This is a genomic window from Marinobacter sp. LQ44 (assembly GCF_001447155.2).
In the GTDB taxonomy this organism is placed as follows: domain Bacteria; phylum Pseudomonadota; class Gammaproteobacteria; order Pseudomonadales; family Oleiphilaceae; genus Marinobacter.
Genome location: NZ_CP014754.1, coordinates 713100 through 728490 on the forward strand (window position 1 = coordinate 713100; position 15391 = coordinate 728490).

The 15391-nt window shown below is 57.7% G+C and carries 16 protein-coding genes; 8 read left to right on the forward strand and 8 right to left on the reverse strand.

Annotated elements, in window-relative coordinates; genetic code table 11:
- Nucleotides 1-105 precede the first annotated feature (105 nt).
- Genes metG through nth form a run of 8 tightly spaced genes read left to right on the forward strand, consistent with a single transcriptional unit; the run spans nucleotide 106 to nucleotide 8316 of the window.
- Nucleotides 106-2142 (forward strand): methionine--tRNA ligase, encoded by a 2037-nt coding sequence (gene metG / locus ASQ50_RS03390; protein WP_058090325.1) that lies wholly within the window; start codon nucleotides 106-108, stop codon nucleotides 2140-2142.
- A 24-nt stretch (nucleotides 2143-2166) separates the two neighbouring features.
- Complete coding sequence (gene rsxA / locus ASQ50_RS03395; RefSeq protein WP_058090326.1) at nucleotides 2167-2748, forward strand: electron transport complex subunit RsxA; 582 nt, start codon at nucleotides 2167-2169, stop codon at nucleotides 2746-2748.
- Nucleotides 2749-2763: 15 nt separating this feature from the next.
- Nucleotides 2764-3342 carry an electron transport complex subunit RsxB gene (gene rsxB / locus ASQ50_RS03400; protein ID WP_058090327.1) on the forward strand — a complete coding sequence of 193 codons (579 nt, stop codon included), beginning with the start codon at nucleotides 2764-2766 and terminating at the stop codon, nucleotides 3340-3342.
- Nucleotides 3342-5159, forward strand: a complete 1818-nt coding sequence (gene rsxC, locus ASQ50_RS03405) for an electron transport complex subunit RsxC (protein WP_058090328.1) — start codon at nucleotides 3342-3344, stop codon at nucleotides 5157-5159. The genes rsxB and rsxC overlap by 1 nt, the downstream gene beginning before the upstream one ends.
- A 21-nt stretch (nucleotides 5160-5180) precedes the next feature.
- Complete coding sequence (gene rsxD / locus ASQ50_RS03410) at nucleotides 5181-6233, forward strand: electron transport complex subunit RsxD (protein WP_058090329.1); 1053 nt, start codon at nucleotides 5181-5183, stop codon at nucleotides 6231-6233.
- 3 nt (nucleotides 6234-6236) lie between these two features.
- Entirely contained in the window at nucleotides 6237-6938 is a 702-nt protein-coding gene (rsxG, locus tag ASQ50_RS03415; protein ID WP_058090330.1) for an electron transport complex subunit RsxG, read from the forward strand.
- Between the two features lie 2 nt (nucleotides 6939-6940).
- Complete coding sequence (locus tag ASQ50_RS03420) at nucleotides 6941-7657, forward strand: electron transport complex subunit E (RefSeq protein WP_058090331.1); 717 nt, start codon at nucleotides 6941-6943, stop codon at nucleotides 7655-7657.
- A gap of 20 nt (nucleotides 7658-7677) precedes the next feature.
- Nucleotides 7678-8316, forward strand: a complete 639-nt coding sequence (nth, locus tag ASQ50_RS03425; protein WP_058090332.1) for an endonuclease III — start codon at nucleotides 7678-7680, stop codon at nucleotides 8314-8316.
- 56 nt (nucleotides 8317-8372) lie between these two features.
- On the opposite strand, the gene ASQ50_RS03430 is transcribed toward nth, so the two are convergent.
- The 8 genes from ASQ50_RS03430 to ispF form a co-directional block, all read right to left on the reverse strand.
- Entirely contained in the window at nucleotides 8373-8948 is a 576-nt protein-coding gene (locus tag ASQ50_RS03430) for a chalcone isomerase family protein (RefSeq protein WP_058090333.1), read from the reverse strand.
- Between the two features lie 196 nt (nucleotides 8949-9144).
- Nucleotides 9145-10143: an RNA polymerase sigma factor RpoS gene (rpoS, locus tag ASQ50_RS03435; RefSeq protein WP_058090334.1), complete on the reverse strand. Its 999-nt coding sequence runs from the start codon at nucleotides 10141-10143 to the stop codon at nucleotides 9145-9147.
- A 193-nt stretch (nucleotides 10144-10336) separates the two neighbouring features.
- The gene (locus ASQ50_RS03440; protein ID WP_082888535.1) at nucleotides 10337-11089 is read right to left on the reverse strand and encodes a peptidoglycan DD-metalloendopeptidase family protein; all 753 of its coding nucleotides are present in this window, start codon (nucleotides 11087-11089) and stop codon (nucleotides 10337-10339) included.
- A 312-nt stretch (nucleotides 11090-11401) separates the two neighbouring features.
- Complete coding sequence (locus ASQ50_RS03445; RefSeq protein WP_058090335.1) at nucleotides 11402-12379, reverse strand: DUF368 domain-containing protein; 978 nt, start codon at nucleotides 12377-12379, stop codon at nucleotides 11402-11404.
- On the reverse strand, nucleotides 12379-13035 hold the full coding sequence (locus ASQ50_RS03450; RefSeq protein ID WP_058090336.1) for a protein-L-isoaspartate(D-aspartate) O-methyltransferase: 657 nt from the start codon (nucleotides 13033-13035) through the stop codon (nucleotides 12379-12381). The genes ASQ50_RS03445 and ASQ50_RS03450 overlap by 1 nt, the downstream gene beginning before the upstream one ends.
- Nucleotides 13032-13802, reverse strand: a complete 771-nt coding sequence (gene surE / locus ASQ50_RS03455; RefSeq protein WP_058090337.1) for a 5'/3'-nucleotidase SurE — start codon at nucleotides 13800-13802, stop codon at nucleotides 13032-13034. The genes ASQ50_RS03450 and surE overlap by 4 nt, the downstream gene beginning before the upstream one ends.
- A gap of 11 nt (nucleotides 13803-13813) precedes the next feature.
- A complete protein-coding gene (gene truD / locus ASQ50_RS03460) occupies nucleotides 13814-14878 on the reverse strand; it encodes a tRNA pseudouridine(13) synthase TruD (RefSeq protein WP_058090338.1) in 1065 nt (354 codons plus the stop codon).
- A complete protein-coding gene (ispF, locus tag ASQ50_RS03465) occupies nucleotides 14875-15354 on the reverse strand; it encodes a 2-C-methyl-D-erythritol 2,4-cyclodiphosphate synthase (RefSeq protein WP_058090339.1) in 480 nt (159 codons plus the stop codon). The genes truD and ispF overlap by 4 nt, the downstream gene beginning before the upstream one ends.
- Nucleotides 15355-15391 lie beyond the last annotated feature (37 nt).

A 15391-nucleotide genomic window follows, 5' to 3' on the forward strand; every position in this document is an offset into this window, starting at 1 on the left:
TTTCTGACCATATGGGGTCTTTACCTGAAACAATCAATTGCGATTGCCACCGGAACCCCGTTTTTGTCTTTCCAACCCGACTCAACATAAGGTTCGGACATCACCATGACGCAAGCGAGCAAGCAACAGCGCGATATTCTGGTTACCAGCGCCCTGCCCTACGCCAACGGGCCCATTCATCTGGGGCATCTGCTGGAATACATTCAGACCGATATCTGGGTGCGCTATCAGAATATGCGTGGCCACAACTGCTACTACGTTTGCGCCGATGATGCCCACGGCACCGCCATCATGTTGCGGGCCGAGCGTGAGGGGATTACCCCGGAAAAACTGATTGACCGCATTCGCCAAGAGCATCAGGAAGATTTCGCCGGCTTCCACATCCGTTTCAATAACTACTACTCCACCCATTCGGAGGAGAACCAGTTTTTCTCCGAATACATTTACCGCCAGATTCAGCAGAACGGTCATATTGCCACCCGCAATATCACCCAGTTCTATGATCCTGAAAAGCAGATGTTCCTGGCGGACCGTTTCATCAAAGGCACTTGCCCCAAGTGCAAGGCGGAAGATCAGTACGGCGATAACTGCGAGGCCTGTGGCGCCACCTATACCCCTGCCGAGCTGATCAATCCGCGCTCTGCGGTGTCCGGCGCTACGCCGGTTGAGAAAGAGTCCGAGCACTATTTTTTCAAGCTGCCGGAGTTCCACGATTTCCTGAGCAAGTGGACCCGCAGTGGTACCCTTCAGCCGCAGGTGGCCAACAAGCTCGCCGAGTGGCTGGATGCGGGCCTGCAGGAGTGGGACATCAGCCGGGATGCACCCTATTTCGGGTTTGAGATTCCGGACGCGCCTGGCAAGTACTTCTACGTGTGGCTCGATGCGCCTATTGGTTACCTGGCCAGCTTCAAGAACCTGTGTAACCGCGAAGGCATTGATTTCGAGCATTTCTGGAAGAAAGATTCCACCGCCGAGGTGTACCACTTCATCGGCAAGGACATCATCAACTTCCACGCCCTGTTCTGGCCGTCGATGCTGCACGATGCCGGCTTCCGTACGCCAACGGCGGTCTGGGCCCATGGCTTTGTCACCGTGAACGGCAAGAAGATGTCCAAATCCCGCGGCACCTTCATCATGGCCCGCACCTACCTGGACCATCTGGATCCGGAATACCTGCGCTATTACTTCGCCGCCAAGCTGACCGGTGGCGTGGATGACATGGACCTGAACCTGGAAGACTTTGCTGCCCGGGTGAATTCGGACCTGGTGGGCAAGGTGGTCAACATCGCCAGCCGCAGCGCCGGGTTCATCACCAAGCGCTTTGACGGCAAGCTGGGCAAGGTCACCGAGCAGGACAAACTGAAAGCGTTTATTGATGCTGGTGAGCAGATTGCCGAGTTTTACGAAGCCCGCGAGTTCGGCCGAGCGATGCGCCGGATCATGGAGTTGGCCGACATTGCCAACCAGTACGTGAACGACGAGCAGCCGTGGGTGATCGCCAAGCAGGACGGCCAGGACGACAAGCTACAGGCCATCTGCACCAACGCCATCAATATGTTCCGCCTGCTGATCACCTATCTGGCGCCGGTACTGCCCAGGATGGCCGAAGCCTCCGAGTCTTTCCTGAATGACCGGCTTCACTGGAATCGCCGCCATGAACTTCTGGAAAATCATGGTATCGACAAGTTCAAGCCCTTGATGAACCGGGTCGACATGGTGCAGATCGAAAAAATGCTGGATGCCTCGAAAGAAGAGCTGCCAGCGGCACTGGGCGACACCAATAAACAGCCTGCCCAGGATCTGGAGCCGGTTGCCGATGAAATTGAGTTCCCGGATTTCGCCAAAGTGGATCTTCGGGTGGCAAAGATTGTCAAAGCCGAACATGTGGAAGGCGCCGACAAGCTTCTTCGCCTGACGCTTGATGTGGGGCATGGCGAGCGCAATGTGTTTGCGGGTATCAAGTCAGCTTACAAACCGGAGGACCTGGAAGGCCGCATGACCGTGATGGTGGCCAACCTGAAACCCCGTAAGATGAAGTTTGGCATGTCCGAAGGCATGGTCCTGGCGGCGGGCCCCGGGGGTAAAGAGATTTTCATTCTGTCGCCCGATTCCGGTGCCACGCCCGGCATGCGGGTGATGTAAGCAGCAACAGGCAGAGACACTCCGATGACAGAGTATTTGCTGATACTGGTCAGTACCATTCTGGTGAACAACTTCGTGCTGGTGCAGTTCCTGGGGCTGTGTCCGTTCATGGGGGTTTCCGGCAAGCTGGAAACCGCCATGGGTATGTCCCTGGCCACCACGTTTGTGCTGACACTGGCATCGGTGTGCAGTTACCTGGCTTATACCTATTTGCTGGAACCCCTTGATCTGGCGTTCCTGAGAACCATCACCTTTATTCTGGTGATTGCCGTGGTGGTTCAGTTCACCGAAATGGTGGTCCGCAAGACCAGCCCCCTGCTCTACCGCGTACTGGGCATTTTCCTGCCGCTGATCACCACCAACTGTGCGGTGCTTGGCGTGGCCCTGTTGAACATCAACAAGAACAACAACTTCGTGGAATCCGTGCTGTACGGTTTTGGTGCTGCCGCCGGGTTTTCCCTTGTGCTGGTGCTGTTTGCTGCCATGCGCGAACGCATTGCCGTGTCTGACGTGCCAGTGGCCTTCCGGGGCGCGTCTATCGGCCTGATCACCGCAGGCTTGATGGCGCTGGCGTTTCTGGGTTTCACTGGCCTGGTGGCGGTCTGACGGAGCGGTTGATTTATGTGGACAAGTTTCCTGATTGCCGTTGTGGTATTACTAGCCCTGGCACTGGTGTTCGGCGGATTACTGGGCTTCGCTTCCGAACGCTTTAAGGTCGAGGGTAATCCACTGGTTGAGCAGATAGATTCGTTGTTGCCGCAAACTCAGTGCGGCCAATGCGGTTTTCCCGGCTGCCGCCCCTACGCCGAAGCCATTGCCAACGGTGAAGCCATTAACAAGTGCCCACCCGGTGGCGAAACCACCATAAAGGCCCTGGCCGATTTACTGGATGTGGAACCCCAACCGCTGGACGCCGAACACGGCGTGGAGCAGGCCAAGCGGGTGGCGGTCATTCGTGAAGACGAGTGTATCGGGTGCACCAAGTGCATCCAGGCTTGCCCGGTTGACGCCATCCTCGGTTCCGCCAAGCACATGCACACTGTTATCGAGAGCGAGTGCACAGGCTGTGACCTTTGTGTCGAACCCTGCCCTGTGGATTGTATTGATATGATCACCATTGAGCCGGATATCCGCAGCTGGACCTGGTCGCCTCCGAAACCAACCCTTATTGCTACTGATCGCCAGGGAGCCCGCGCCTGATGACGCAACTATGGGATTTTTCCGGCGGCGTTCATCCGTCTGAAAACAAACACCAGTCCACCAGCCGCCCCATTCGCATGGCTGGCATACCCGAGCGCCTGGTACTGCCGCTACAACAGCACATCGGTGAGCCAGCCGAAGTCATTGTTGAGGTCGGTCAGCGCGTGCTCAAAGGCCAGAAGATTGCCGATGTCACCACCGGTATGGGCGTTCCGGTACATGCCTCGACTTCCGGCGTGGTTGAGTCGATAGAGCGGCACCCGGTGCCGCACCCCTCGGGCATGTCTGACTGGTGCGTGGTGCTAAAACCCGACGGTGAGGACCAGTGGTGCCAGCTTGAGCCCATCAGCGATTACCATAAGCTGGATCGGGAGAGAGTGCTGGACCTGATCCGGGAAGCCGGTATTGCCGGCATGGGCGGCGCGGGCTTCCCTACTGACATCAAACTGCGCCCTCCCCGGGATCGTAAAGTCGAAACCCTGATTCTCAATGGTGCCGAATGCGAGCCTTACATCACCGCCGATGACATGACCATGCGCGAACACGCCGAAGAGGTCGTCAATGGTCTGAAGGTCATGGCCTGGATTCTTCGGCCGTCCCGCTGTGTGGTTGGTATCGAAGACAACAAGCCGGAAGCGATTGCCGCCATGCGGGAAGCGGTCCAGGGCACCCAGATTGAAATTGCGGTGATTCCCACCAAGTATCCATCCGGCGGGGAGAAACAGCTGGTCCAGATCCTGACGGGACTGGAAGTGCCCAGCGGCGGCATTCCCGCCGATATCGGGGTAATGTGCCAGAACGTCGGTACCGCAATGGCGGTGTCCCGGGCTATTTTTGAAGGCAAGCCGTTGATCTCCCGCATTGTCACGGTTACCGGCAAGGCCGTTCGTGAGCCGGGCAACTTCGAAATACTGGTAGGGACACCGGTCAGCTACCTACTTGAGAGTGGCGGGCTTCAGAAGAGCCAACTGAACCGGCTGGTGCTCGGCGGGCCGATGATGGGGTACACCCTCACCACAGACATCATACCGCTGGTTAAAACGTCCAACTGCATCATTGCCGCCACCGCTGACGAATTACCCACACCGCCACCGGAACAGCCCTGTATCCGCTGCAGCCAGTGTGCAGAGGCTTGCCCGATGGAACTGCTGCCCCAGCAACTGTTCTGGTACTCGAAGGCCTCCGAATTCGAGAAAGCGGAGCACCTGAACCTGTTTGATTGCATCGAGTGTGGCGCCTGCTCCTACGTATGCCCAAGCTCCATTCCACTGGTTCAGTACTATCGCTACGCCAAGGACGAGATCCGCAAGCAGCGCGCCGAGCAGCTGAAATCAGACCATGCCCGCGAGCGCTTCGAAGCCCGCCAGGCCCGCCTGGAGCGGGAACAGCAGGAGAAAGAGCTGCGGCGCAAAGAACGGGCAAAGGCGGCCGCCGAAGCCCAGGCCCAGAAACAGGCCGAAGCGGAACAAACGGTTGCCGAGGGTGAAGCCACCGATGAGCGGGCGGCAAAGGCGGCGCTGGTGCAACAGGCCCTTGAGCGCAAGAAAGCCAAGGCTGCCCAGGCAGCAGAACCGGCGCCCGCTGCGGTTGAGCAGCCGGACATCGAAACGCTGGAAAAGCAGCTGATGCAGGCCGAAACCAAACTCAGCACTATGCAGGGCATGCTGGAGGAAGCCAGGGCCCAGCAGGCCGACAACGTGGAGAAGCTGGAACGGGCTGTGGCCAAGAATCACGACCGGGTGGAACGGGCGCGCGAGGCCCTGGCCGAGGCCCGGGGCCAGATGGCCACCAACACCTCGGATGCGTCCTCCGAGTAACCCACTGCAGGCTTATCGTTTATGGCATTAATTCAACAGTCATCACCCCATGCCCGAAATGCCCGGCCGACATCCCGGGTTATGCTCTGGGTTATTCTGGCGGCCATCCCCGGCCTGATCGCCCAGACCCTGTTTTTCGGTTGGGGCAACCTGATCAATGTGGCCTGGTGTATCGCCCTGGCCCTGGCGTCGGAAGCGGCGATCCTGAAATTGCGCAACAAGCCTGTTTCATTTTTCCTGAAAGACAATACCGCCGCGGTAACCGGACTGCTGCTAGGCTTGTCGCTGCCACAGTTCGCGCCCTGGTGGGTTTCCGCCATCGCGGTAATTTCCGCCATTGTCGTGGCCAAACAGCTCTACGGCGGGCTGGGCTCCAACCCATTCAATCCGGCCATGGTGGGCTATGCCCTGGCTCTGATCTCCTTCCCGGTAGCCATGACCACCAACTGGGCCCAGGCGGCAACCCTGTGGGGCGGCGCACCGGGTTTCGGTGAAACCCTGGCCACTATTTTCTCCGCCAGCCAGACCACCATTGATGCCTGGACCATGGCGACGCCGCTGGACGAATACAAACACAAGATCGCCACCCATACCGCCACCGAAGTGCTGCAGCATCCCACCTTTGGCGACCTGGTTGCCCGTGGCTGGGAATGGGTTAACCTGGCGTTCCTGGCCGGCGGCCTGTTGCTGGTCTGGCTCAGAATCATCACCTGGCATATACCCGTCGCTTTCCTGGCCGCCATCGTTGTGATGAGTCTGGCGTTCGGAAGCAACGCAGACTTGTATGCGCCATTGCAGATTCATCTGCTGGCCGGCGGCACCATGTTGGGCGCGTTCTTTATCGCCACCGACCCGGTTTCCGCCGCCACCAGCCATCAGGGCAAGCTGATCTACGGGGCCGGGATTGGCGTGCTGGTTTACCTGATTCGAACCTGGGGCAATTACCCTGATGCTATAGCCTTTAGCGTCTTGCTGATGAATTTCGCGGTGCCGTTTATCGACCACTACACCCCGCCCAGGACCTATGGTCATCACAAGGCCAGGCGCGGCGTGCCCAGCAAGAGTGGGGGTTAGAAGATGAATGCCATTACAACCTCTATTCGTCGAAGTGCCATCGGTCTCGGGCTGTTTGCCGTCATTACCGGCGGCACTATTGCTCTGACCCAGGGCATCACCAAAGACCGCATCCAGGAACAGGCCGAGCGGGCCGAGGCACGCGCCCTTTTTGAGATTATCCCCGAACACCAGCATGACAACGATATGCTGCGCGATGTCATCACCCTGCCTGCCAACGCTCGCCAACCAGGCAGTGAACCGGTCAACGCCTGGGTGGCCCGGCGCGATGGTCAGCCCATTGGTATGATCCTGCCGGCGGTTGCTCCGGATGGTTATTCCGGTGAAATCCGGTTACTGGTGGGCGTTGATCTGGACGGTCGCGTGCTGGGTGTGCGAGTCACCAACCATCGGGAAACCCCGGGGCTTGGAGACCGAATTGAAACCCGGAAATCCGACTGGGTGTACAGTTTTAATGGGCGGTCGCTGGGAAATCCGCCCCCAGACCAATGGAACGTGAAAAAGAACGGTGGTGTGTTCGACCAGTTTACCGGTGCCACCATCACCCCCAGGGCTGTGGTCAAGGCGGTACAGCATTCGCTGGTCTACTTCCGCCAAAACCGGGATATTATCCGGGAGCAACTGAACGAGCCGCCAGCCCCGAGAAACCGAACCCTGACCCCGGAAGCCATTGCCGGTGAATCCACTCCTGCGGAGCATTCCTGATCATGGCCACAAAAACTTCCGCCGACATCATCAAAGAAGGCCTGTGGAGCAACAACCCCGCCCTGGTTCAAGTCCTTGGCCTGTGTCCACTGCTGGCCGTGACCAGTACGGTGGTTAATGCTATCGGCCTGGGTATTGCCACCCTGATGGTACTGATTGGCTCCAATCTGTCGGTCTCCATCATCCGTAACTTCGTCAACGAATCTGTGCGCCTGCCGGCGTTTGTGATGATCATAGCGTCGTTTGTGACCTGTGCCGAACTGCTGATGCAGGCCTTCACCTACGAGCTTTACCAGATTCTTGGCATTTTCATTCCACTGATCGTGACCAACTGCGCCATTCTCGGCCGTGCCGATGCCTTTGCATCCAAGAACCCGCCGCTACCGGCCCTGCTGGACGGCGCGATGATGGGTCTGGGCTTTCTGGCGGTGCTGGTGGTACTGGGCGGAATGCGGGAGCTCGTAGGCCAGGGCACCCTGTTTGCTGACATGCACTTACTGTTCGGACCAATGGCAAGTAATTGGGTGGTCCGCCCCTTTGAGCACTACCCGGATATGCTGTTCATGGTGCTGCCGCCAGGGGCTTTTGTTGGTCTCGGGCTATTGATAGCACTCAAGAACGGCATTGATCACCAGATCAAAGAGCGCCGGAAGGCAGCAGAGCCTGTAAGCGCCAGCGCTGGCAGCAAGCGGGTGCGGGTAACCGGCACCATTTCCTGAACAGTGAATTCTGAACCGCGATGAACAAACAGAAGCGTATTGAGATTTTCACCCGGCTCCGGGATGAGAACCCCAATCCAACTACCGAACTGAACTACAGCACGCCGTTTGAACTGCTGATCGCCGTGATTCTGTCTGCTCAGGCAACCGATGTGGGAGTCAACAAGGCCACCGACAGGCTGTATCCCATCGCCAACACACCCGAGGCCATCTACGCCCTGGGTGTGGACGGCCTGAAGGACTACATCAAAACCATCGGCCTGTTTAACAGCAAGGCCGAGAACGTGATAAAAACCTGCAAGATTCTGATCGAGCAGCACAACAGTCAGGTACCGGATACCCGTGAGGCCCTGGAAGCCCTGCCCGGCGTTGGCCGTAAAACCGCCAATGTAGTGCTCAATACGGCGTTCCGACAGCCTGCGATGGCGGTGGATACCCATATTTTCCGGGTTTCCAACCGCACCGGTATTGCGCCAGGCAAAAACGTGGTCGAAGTTGAGAAACGACTAATGCGGCTGGTACCTGAAGAATTTCTGATGGATGCCCACCATTGGCTGATTCTGCATGGCCGATACACCTGTACCGCCCGCAAGCCCAAGTGTGGTGCCTGCCTGATTGAAGATCTGTGCGAATTCAAGCAGAAACGGGACTACCAGTAACCCGCAATCAAAAAAGCCGGCAATCGCCGGCTTTTTTATAGGTAGAGCGGGTTGCTTCAGCGTTTGCCCAGCATCTTCTCTTTCAGGTCTTTCTGGGCCGGCTTGTCAGACAGCCAGATACCGAATAAGGCTTTCTTGAACTCCAGGTCGCCCACGGTGTCGCGCTGTTCACCGTTTTTAAGCACCTGAACGCCCTGCTCCGGCACATAGACCAGATCAAAGACATCGCCTTCTTTGATCTCTTCCTGGAACACCGCCATGAACTGGTCCACTTCAGCCTGAATACCCGACAGGTCACCGCCGGTGGAGGCCTGGAATCCTTCCATGGTGGCTTCTGTCATCCGCTCGCTGGTAATCATGCCAGAGGTGATATGAAGGGTAATGGCCTGGGGTTCATCGGCGTCAATAACCGCTTCAGCGTCGGCCACTTTCTCCGGCACATAAAGACCACCAACGTACAGATTCATAAACCACTTGGAGCGCGTGCCCGCACCATTAAGCTGCAACTCCTGCCCCATGGCAGAGTATGTATCCGGCACATCGACACCGCCCACGTTCAGGGCGTAAGCCGGTGCGGCCAGAGCGCCTGTCAGCAGCAGAGATGCGAAACCTGTGATGAGCGTCTTCTTCATAGTCCTTTCCTTTCGATCATTATTATTGAATGTTTCATTCGTCCCCGGATTCGACACCCTATTCCCGCCGGGAGACAACATTCTAACAATGAAAATTAGAGACCTATCGCCACCTGGTTCTCAATTGCTGCCACAATTAACAAAAAAGCCGGCCCTGTTGCCAAGGCCGGCTTTCACGCTTTCCCTCACGTCGGGATTATTTGAACAGCAAGCTCCCGGACAGGCCTTCTTTATCCAGGATTTCTCTGAGACGCCGCAACGCCTCAACCTGAATCTGGCGCACGCGTTCTCGGGTCAATCCGATTTCCTGGCCCACCTCTTCGAGGGTGCTGATGGGGTAACCGCGCAACCCAAAACGGCGGGAAAGCACTTCCTGCTGTTTGTCGCTCAGCTGGTCAATCCACTTTTCCAGGCAGGAACACATGTTGTTGTCCTGCAGCAGATCCGCCGGGTCCAGGGCGCCCTCGTCGGCGACCGTGTCCAACAGGGATTTGTCGCTGCCGGCACCAATGGGCGTGTCCATGGAAGCCACGCGCTCGTTAAGGCCAAGCATGCGTTTCACATCCGCCACCGGCTTGTCCACCATACGCGCGATTTCCTCGGCGGTGGGCTCGTGGTCCAGTTTTTGGGTCAACTCCCGAGCGGCCCGAAGATACAGGTTCAGCTCCTTGACCACGTGGATGGGCAGACGGATGGTGCGGGTCTGATTCATGATCGCCCGCTCGATGGTCTGGCGAATCCACCAGGTGGCGTAGGTTGAAAACCGGAAGCCCCGTTCGGGATCAAATTTTTCAACAGCCCGGATCAGCCCGAGGTTACCCTCTTCAATCAGGTCCAGCAGGGTGAGACCGCGATTCACGTAGCGCCGGGCGATCTTCACAACCAGTCTCAGGTTGCTTTCAATCATGCGCTTGCGACCAGACTCTTCGCCTTTGCGGGCCAGCCGCGCGAAGTAGACTTCTTCCTCAGGAGTGAGCAGTGGTGAGAAACCGATTTCATTAAGGTACAGCTGGGTGGCGTCGAGCTGTTTCTGACTGGTGAAATACTTTCCCTGGGTGGGAAAGTCGTCTTCCGATTCCGCCATCGCGTCGTCTGCTGATGGCTTTTCAGGTTTGTCTTCCGCTAACAGATGATCGTCTGCGTCATCCAGATCTGCAACACGATCAATAATGATGTCTTCTTGCTCTGCTGACATGGTGTACCCCGCCTCTCAATAATCCTGTTTCGCCCGATACTTCTTGTTATTGCGGGCTGGTTCCGGTTGTGGTTTTCTTCAGGACATTAGCTTGTTGGCTGGCAATCGCAGTTGCCGTTTTTATTTTTTACTTTGCGGTTTTCTGTCAGGCCTTACTGGCAATCGCTTCAGAAACATCCAGCTTTCTGATCAATCAACGCCTTGGCAGGTATCTGGCCGGGTCAACCGGGTTGCCGTTCTTGCGAATCTCGAAATGCAACATGGGTTTGTCGGTACCAGAACTGCCCAGTTCCGCGATTACCTGTCCGGCTTTTACCTCCTCTCCTTCCTGCACCAAAATCTTCCGGTTATGGGCGTATGCGCTCAGGTAGTGCTCATTGTGATTTACGATAATCAGGTTTCCGTAACCCAGCAACCCGTTACCGGCATACACCACACTTCCATTCGCCGCCGCCTTCACAGCATCACCGGGATTCCCGGCAATATCAATACCTTTATTGACTTTTCCTGACTCTGAAAAGTTTGCAATAACGGTGCCAGAGTGCGGCCAGTTCCATCGAATGTCTGACGCCAACTGACTACTCGTGCGTGCCTGAGGTGTTGGAGCCGGTGCTCTGGAAGCCGGTTTGGAGGCCGTGGGCGCGGGTGCCCTGGTGCTGGTGGTGGGCCTGGGAGCCGGCGAGGATTGTCTGGGCGGAGAGGACGCCTGGGCAGTCTGGCGAATGGTGCCCTTCCTGTCCAGCCGCAGTACCTGCCCGGCTTTGATGTTCCAGGGTGGGGCCAGGCCATTGGCATCTCCCAGCTCCCGATAGTCCCGGCCATAACGCCAGGCAATGCCGTACAGGGTTTCCCCGGATTTCACAACATGACTCCCCCAATACACAGGGGGGTTGTAGAGGTCGTCGCCATAGATCGCGTTGGTGTTGCAGCCGGATAAGCCAAGCATTGCCAACAGCAGCAGGACAGCAGATACCACAACGGGCAGGCCAGTGCGCCGCCGGCAGAACGCTTCCGTAGCAGGCGGGAGCCTGGTCGGAAGAACAGCTTGAATGTGCCGGCTAAAGAGAATCACGTAATAACAAACGCCTGATTATGATAAATCTATCTAAGAAACTGATCACTTTCGATGCAATTTCTCATGTTTCAGGACTAACTTACTAATATATTGCACATTTTATAATCAATTCCAAGTTACTCTGCGCACAGGTTTGTTACCGTCCGGAACGACATTTTGTGCGTCAGGTAACACTTTTATCGGTCAGGGCACGACATTCTGGTGCCGTCGGGCCGATATCCGCCCAAACCATTCCAACGCAAGCACAACGACCAAACCCGCAATGGCCATGGCGATGGCCAGCATTATCTGCGGGTCCTGGCCATACAGGCTGGCCCAGGTTTCCGGGCCTACCGGAGACTGGCTCACAGCGACTTGTTCACCAGCACTGTTAGTGCGCCAACTCAGGGTTTGCTGCCATGGCCATACCTTGCTCAGAGCCCCCACCATAAAGCCCGTCAATAGCGCTAATACGGTGTCGTGAAAATGCCGGAACGCCAGGGTGATTATCCGGGCAACAGACAGAAGTCCGATCAGGCATCCGGCAGCAAACAACCCCAGGTGGGCCAGCTCAACAGATTTTATGGCAGCCAGAACTGGCGCATACATCCCGATAATCAACAACAAAAAACTGCCAGAGACGCCGGGCAGGATCATCGCACAGATAGCCAGTGCCCCCGCACCCAGGAAGGCAATGCCCGTTGGCGCCAGCTCACTGGCGGGCAATGTGGTTACCCACCAGGCAAACACGATGCCGCACGCCAGCGGGACCAGCAACACCGGTACTACCCGGCGAACCTGCTGCCCTACATGCCAGACAGAGGCAACAATCAAGCCGAAAAAGAAGCTCCAGATTAACACCGGGTGGGTATCCAGGAGCCAGGTGATCAACGAGGCCAGGCTCACAATACTGGTCAACACACCGGCCAGCAGGCACACCAGGAAGGTACCATCCACCGAGCGCCAGAAGCCGGCTACGTCCCCTTTCAGCAGTTTCCGGACAAAGGCCACCGGCGTGGCGCTGATCGCTTCGAGCAAGCGAAAATAGATTCCGGTTATGAACGCGATGGTGCCGCCAGATACCCCTGGCACGATATCGGCTGCACCCATGGCCATGCCCCGCAGGAATACCGCTGCCGGATGATGTTCACGGTTCGTTTCGCTATCGGGTATCGGCTTCATCAACGAACAACCCCACCCAGCAAGGGGACAAAATGAACCGGTTCCAATTCGCGCCGCTCGAATCGGTCACCACGGCGGATAATCTCCACCAGAACCTGCTGGTGTTCGCCGACCGGGGCGATCAGTACACCACCGTCGGCCAGTTGATCGAGCAATTCCTGTGGCACGTCTACCGGCGCAGCGGTGACAATAATGCCGTCAAACGGCCCCCGCTCGGGCCAACCCATACCACCATCTGCATGCTTGAGCATGACATTACGAATATTGAGCTGCCGTAAGCGTTCCCGGGCCCGCTCCTGCAACGGGCGTATGCGTTCAACGCTGTAGATGTCATCGAACAACTGCGACAACACCGTGGTCTGATACCCGGAACCGGTGCCCAGCTCCAGCACCCGGGCCGGCTGATGCGCCAGCAGCAGCTCCGTCATGCGGGCAACAATGTAGGGCTGGGAAAGGGTCTGGCCATAGCCGATGGGTAGTGACGTATCCTCGTAGGCGCGGTGTGCAAGGGCTTCATCCAGGAAAATATGGCGGGGTACCTGGCCGATAACTTCCAGTACCCGGTCTGATTCAATGCCAGCTTCCCGTAACCGCTGCACCAGTCGCAGGCGCGTGCGCCTGGAGGTCATGCCAATACCTTCAAGTTGAGCGATCACGATGTCGCCCCCCTGGCACCTTCCAAACCATCTACCCAGTCCCGCAGCCCTGGCAGTGCTTCGTAACGGGTCATATCAACGTGGACAGGGGTAATGGAAACATAACCCTCACGTACCGCATGGAAATCCGTGCCAGGCCCGGCATCGCCGCCCCGGCCCGCGGCACCAATCCAGTAGCGCTGCTTGCCTCGGGGGCAGGTCATCGGAACCGCCCCTTCTGCCCTCTCCCGATGGCCCAGCCGAGTTACCTGAATGCCGGAGAGTTCATGCCAGGGTAGATCCGGTACATTGACATTGAGGATAGAGCGCGGCCCCAACGCCAGGGCCCGCTTGTCCTCCAGCAGCAACCGAACCACCCGTGCGGCGGTGTCATAATGGAAATGGCCATCGTTAACGAGCGATACGGCAATAGCCGGCAGCCCGAGGTGCCGACCTTCAGTGGCCGCAGCCACGGTTCCGGAATAGATAATATCGTCGCCCAGGTTGGCGTGGGTGTTGATACCGGAGACCACTCGATCAAAGGGCTGATCGAACAGGCCGTTCACCGCCAGATGCACGCAATCGGTGGGCGTGCCATCAACCGAGTGAAACCCGTTGGGATGCTCTTCCACCGTCAGCGGGCGGTTCAGCGTCAAGGCATTACTGGCGCCGCTGTGATCACGGTCCGGTGCCACCACCTCCAACACACCAAGGCCCCCAAGGCCTTCAAACAGGGCCACAAGACCCGGCGAATGCACGCCATCATCATTGGACAACAAAATACGCACAGTGTTCTCCGCTAGCTTTCTTGCTTATTATCACGGCTGAGGCTCATGTCCTGCAGCTCAAAAATATCTCCCAGCACCGTGGTGGCATACTGCCCCGGTGGCAGGAAAAACTGTAACCGCAGGGCATCGTCATCCAGCCACTGCCAGCTCATTTGCTCAGGCCGGGTTACCAGGGCCCGACGCTCCGGTTTCATGCGAGTACTGAGAAACAGCCGTTCAAACTCCGGGTGTTCTGACACCACCGCCCTTTCAAGCTCCGCCTGTTGTCCAGTTGCCAGAGTGCCACCATCGCCCCACAGTGGCCCGGTAGGCTGGCCGTCTTCCGAGGGTTCTCCGGGCAAACCGTTAACCCAGTTACCTGATTCAACCCGTAACGCGAGTACTTCATTGAACAACCAGGAGCGTGCCGCCGAAAAGTACAATACGTTTTTCGAACCGCTTCCGCCACCGCCACGGCGGCCGCCTTTCTTCCGGTTCAAGCGGGAAGGGTCAAGATTCACCGCCCGCTCCAGATTGCCGCCGCCAATGCCAAACCGCTGCGGCCCGAAGTAATTCGGGGCTCCCCGCTCGCCAAGCAACGTCAGCGTCTGCTCAATGTCCACTCTATTACCGTTGACTTGCCTTAACACCAGGTCAAATTCATTGCCCAGATGCTCGCCCCGGCGAAGCTTGCGGGCATGGCGGCCACTCGCCAGCACAGGCCACCGGGCACCTATGGTTTGCAGCAGCGCGGCATCCTCGGACTCCCGGCCCGGGCAGTAGAGACTGAACCATTGCACGGTAACCGCATGGCGATCCTTCAGGCCGCAAAAGCCCACCTCAAATGCCTTGCAACCCGCCATGGCCGCCAACTCGCGAGCAACAAACTCGGTATTGTCGCCAGACTTCTCAAGACGCACGCACAAGTGCTCGCCGGCTCCCCCATACACGGAACCCGGCAATTCAGAATCGGGCCAGAGTCTCTCCGTAACCCGGAAATCCTCTGGAACCGACTTTAACTGCGCCTTACCCGGGCGCTTGCCTGAAGACGTGGGCCACTCAAGCCGCCAGCGGGGCGCACCGTTATCCTGACTCACATGGCCACCGGTTCAAGCAAACACACTGCCTGGCAGGCAATGCCCTCACCGCGCCCGGTAAAACCAAGCTTCTCCGTGGTGGTGGCTTTCACACTCACCCGATTTACCGGCACCCCCAGATCCTCGGCAATATTCAGGCGCATCGCCTCCACATGAGGTGCCATCTTCGGCGCCTGGGCAATAATCGTGGTGTCGACATTCACCACCGCAAAGCCCTCTTCCAATATCCGCTGCATTACCCGCCGCAGTAGATCCCGGCTATCGGCCCCGGCCCATTCGTCGCTGGTATCCGGAAAAAAATGCCCGATATCACCCAGCGCCACGGCACCAAGCAGGGCATCCGCCAATGCATGGAGCAGCACATCGCCATCGGAATGGGCTTTCAGGCCATGACTATGGGGAATCTCAACGCCACCCAGAATGACAGAACTGCCCTCACCAAAGGCATGGACATCAAAGCCCTGACCAATGCGCATCATCGTCTCCGAGAAAAACAGAAATAGACAAGAGGCG

What these genes read in the sequence shown, in the direction of transcription:
- rsxA (WP_058090326.1), top strand. Translation starts at nt 2,167, where the DNA reads ATGACAGAGTATTTGCTGATACTGGTCAGTACCATTCTGGTGAACAAC.
- rsxG (WP_058090330.1), top strand. Translation starts at nt 6,237, where the DNA reads ATGAATGCCATTACAACCTCTATTCGTCGAAGTGCCATCGGTCTCGGG.
- metG (WP_058090325.1), top strand. Translation starts at nt 106, where the DNA reads ATGACGCAAGCGAGCAAGCAACAGCGCGATATTCTGGTTACCAGCGCC.
- ispF (WP_058090339.1), bottom strand. Translation starts at nt 15,354, where the DNA reads ATGCGCATTGGTCAGGGCTTTGATGTCCATGCCTTTGGTGAGGGCAGT.
- rsxB (WP_058090327.1), top strand. Translation starts at nt 2,764, where the DNA reads ATGTGGACAAGTTTCCTGATTGCCGTTGTGGTATTACTAGCCCTGGCA.
- ASQ50_RS03430 (WP_058090333.1), bottom strand. Translation starts at nt 8,948, where the DNA reads ATGAAGAAGACGCTCATCACAGGTTTCGCATCTCTGCTGCTGACAGGC.
- ASQ50_RS03445 (WP_058090335.1), bottom strand. Translation starts at nt 12,379, where the DNA reads ATGAAGCCGATACCCGATAGCGAAACGAACCGTGAACATCATCCGGCA.
- rpoS (WP_058090334.1), bottom strand. Translation starts at nt 10,143, where the DNA reads ATGTCAGCAGAGCAAGAAGACATCATTATTGATCGTGTTGCAGATCTG.
- ASQ50_RS03420 (WP_058090331.1), top strand. Translation starts at nt 6,941, where the DNA reads ATGGCCACAAAAACTTCCGCCGACATCATCAAAGAAGGCCTGTGGAGC.
- rsxC (WP_058090328.1), top strand. Translation starts at nt 3,342, where the DNA reads ATGACGCAACTATGGGATTTTTCCGGCGGCGTTCATCCGTCTGAAAAC.
- ASQ50_RS03440 (WP_082888535.1), bottom strand. Translation starts at nt 11,089, where the DNA reads ATGCTTGGCTTATCCGGCTGCAACACCAACGCGATCTATGGCGACGAC.
- rsxD (WP_058090329.1), top strand. Translation starts at nt 5,181, where the DNA reads ATGGCATTAATTCAACAGTCATCACCCCATGCCCGAAATGCCCGGCCG.
- nth (WP_058090332.1), top strand. Translation starts at nt 7,678, where the DNA reads ATGAACAAACAGAAGCGTATTGAGATTTTCACCCGGCTCCGGGATGAG.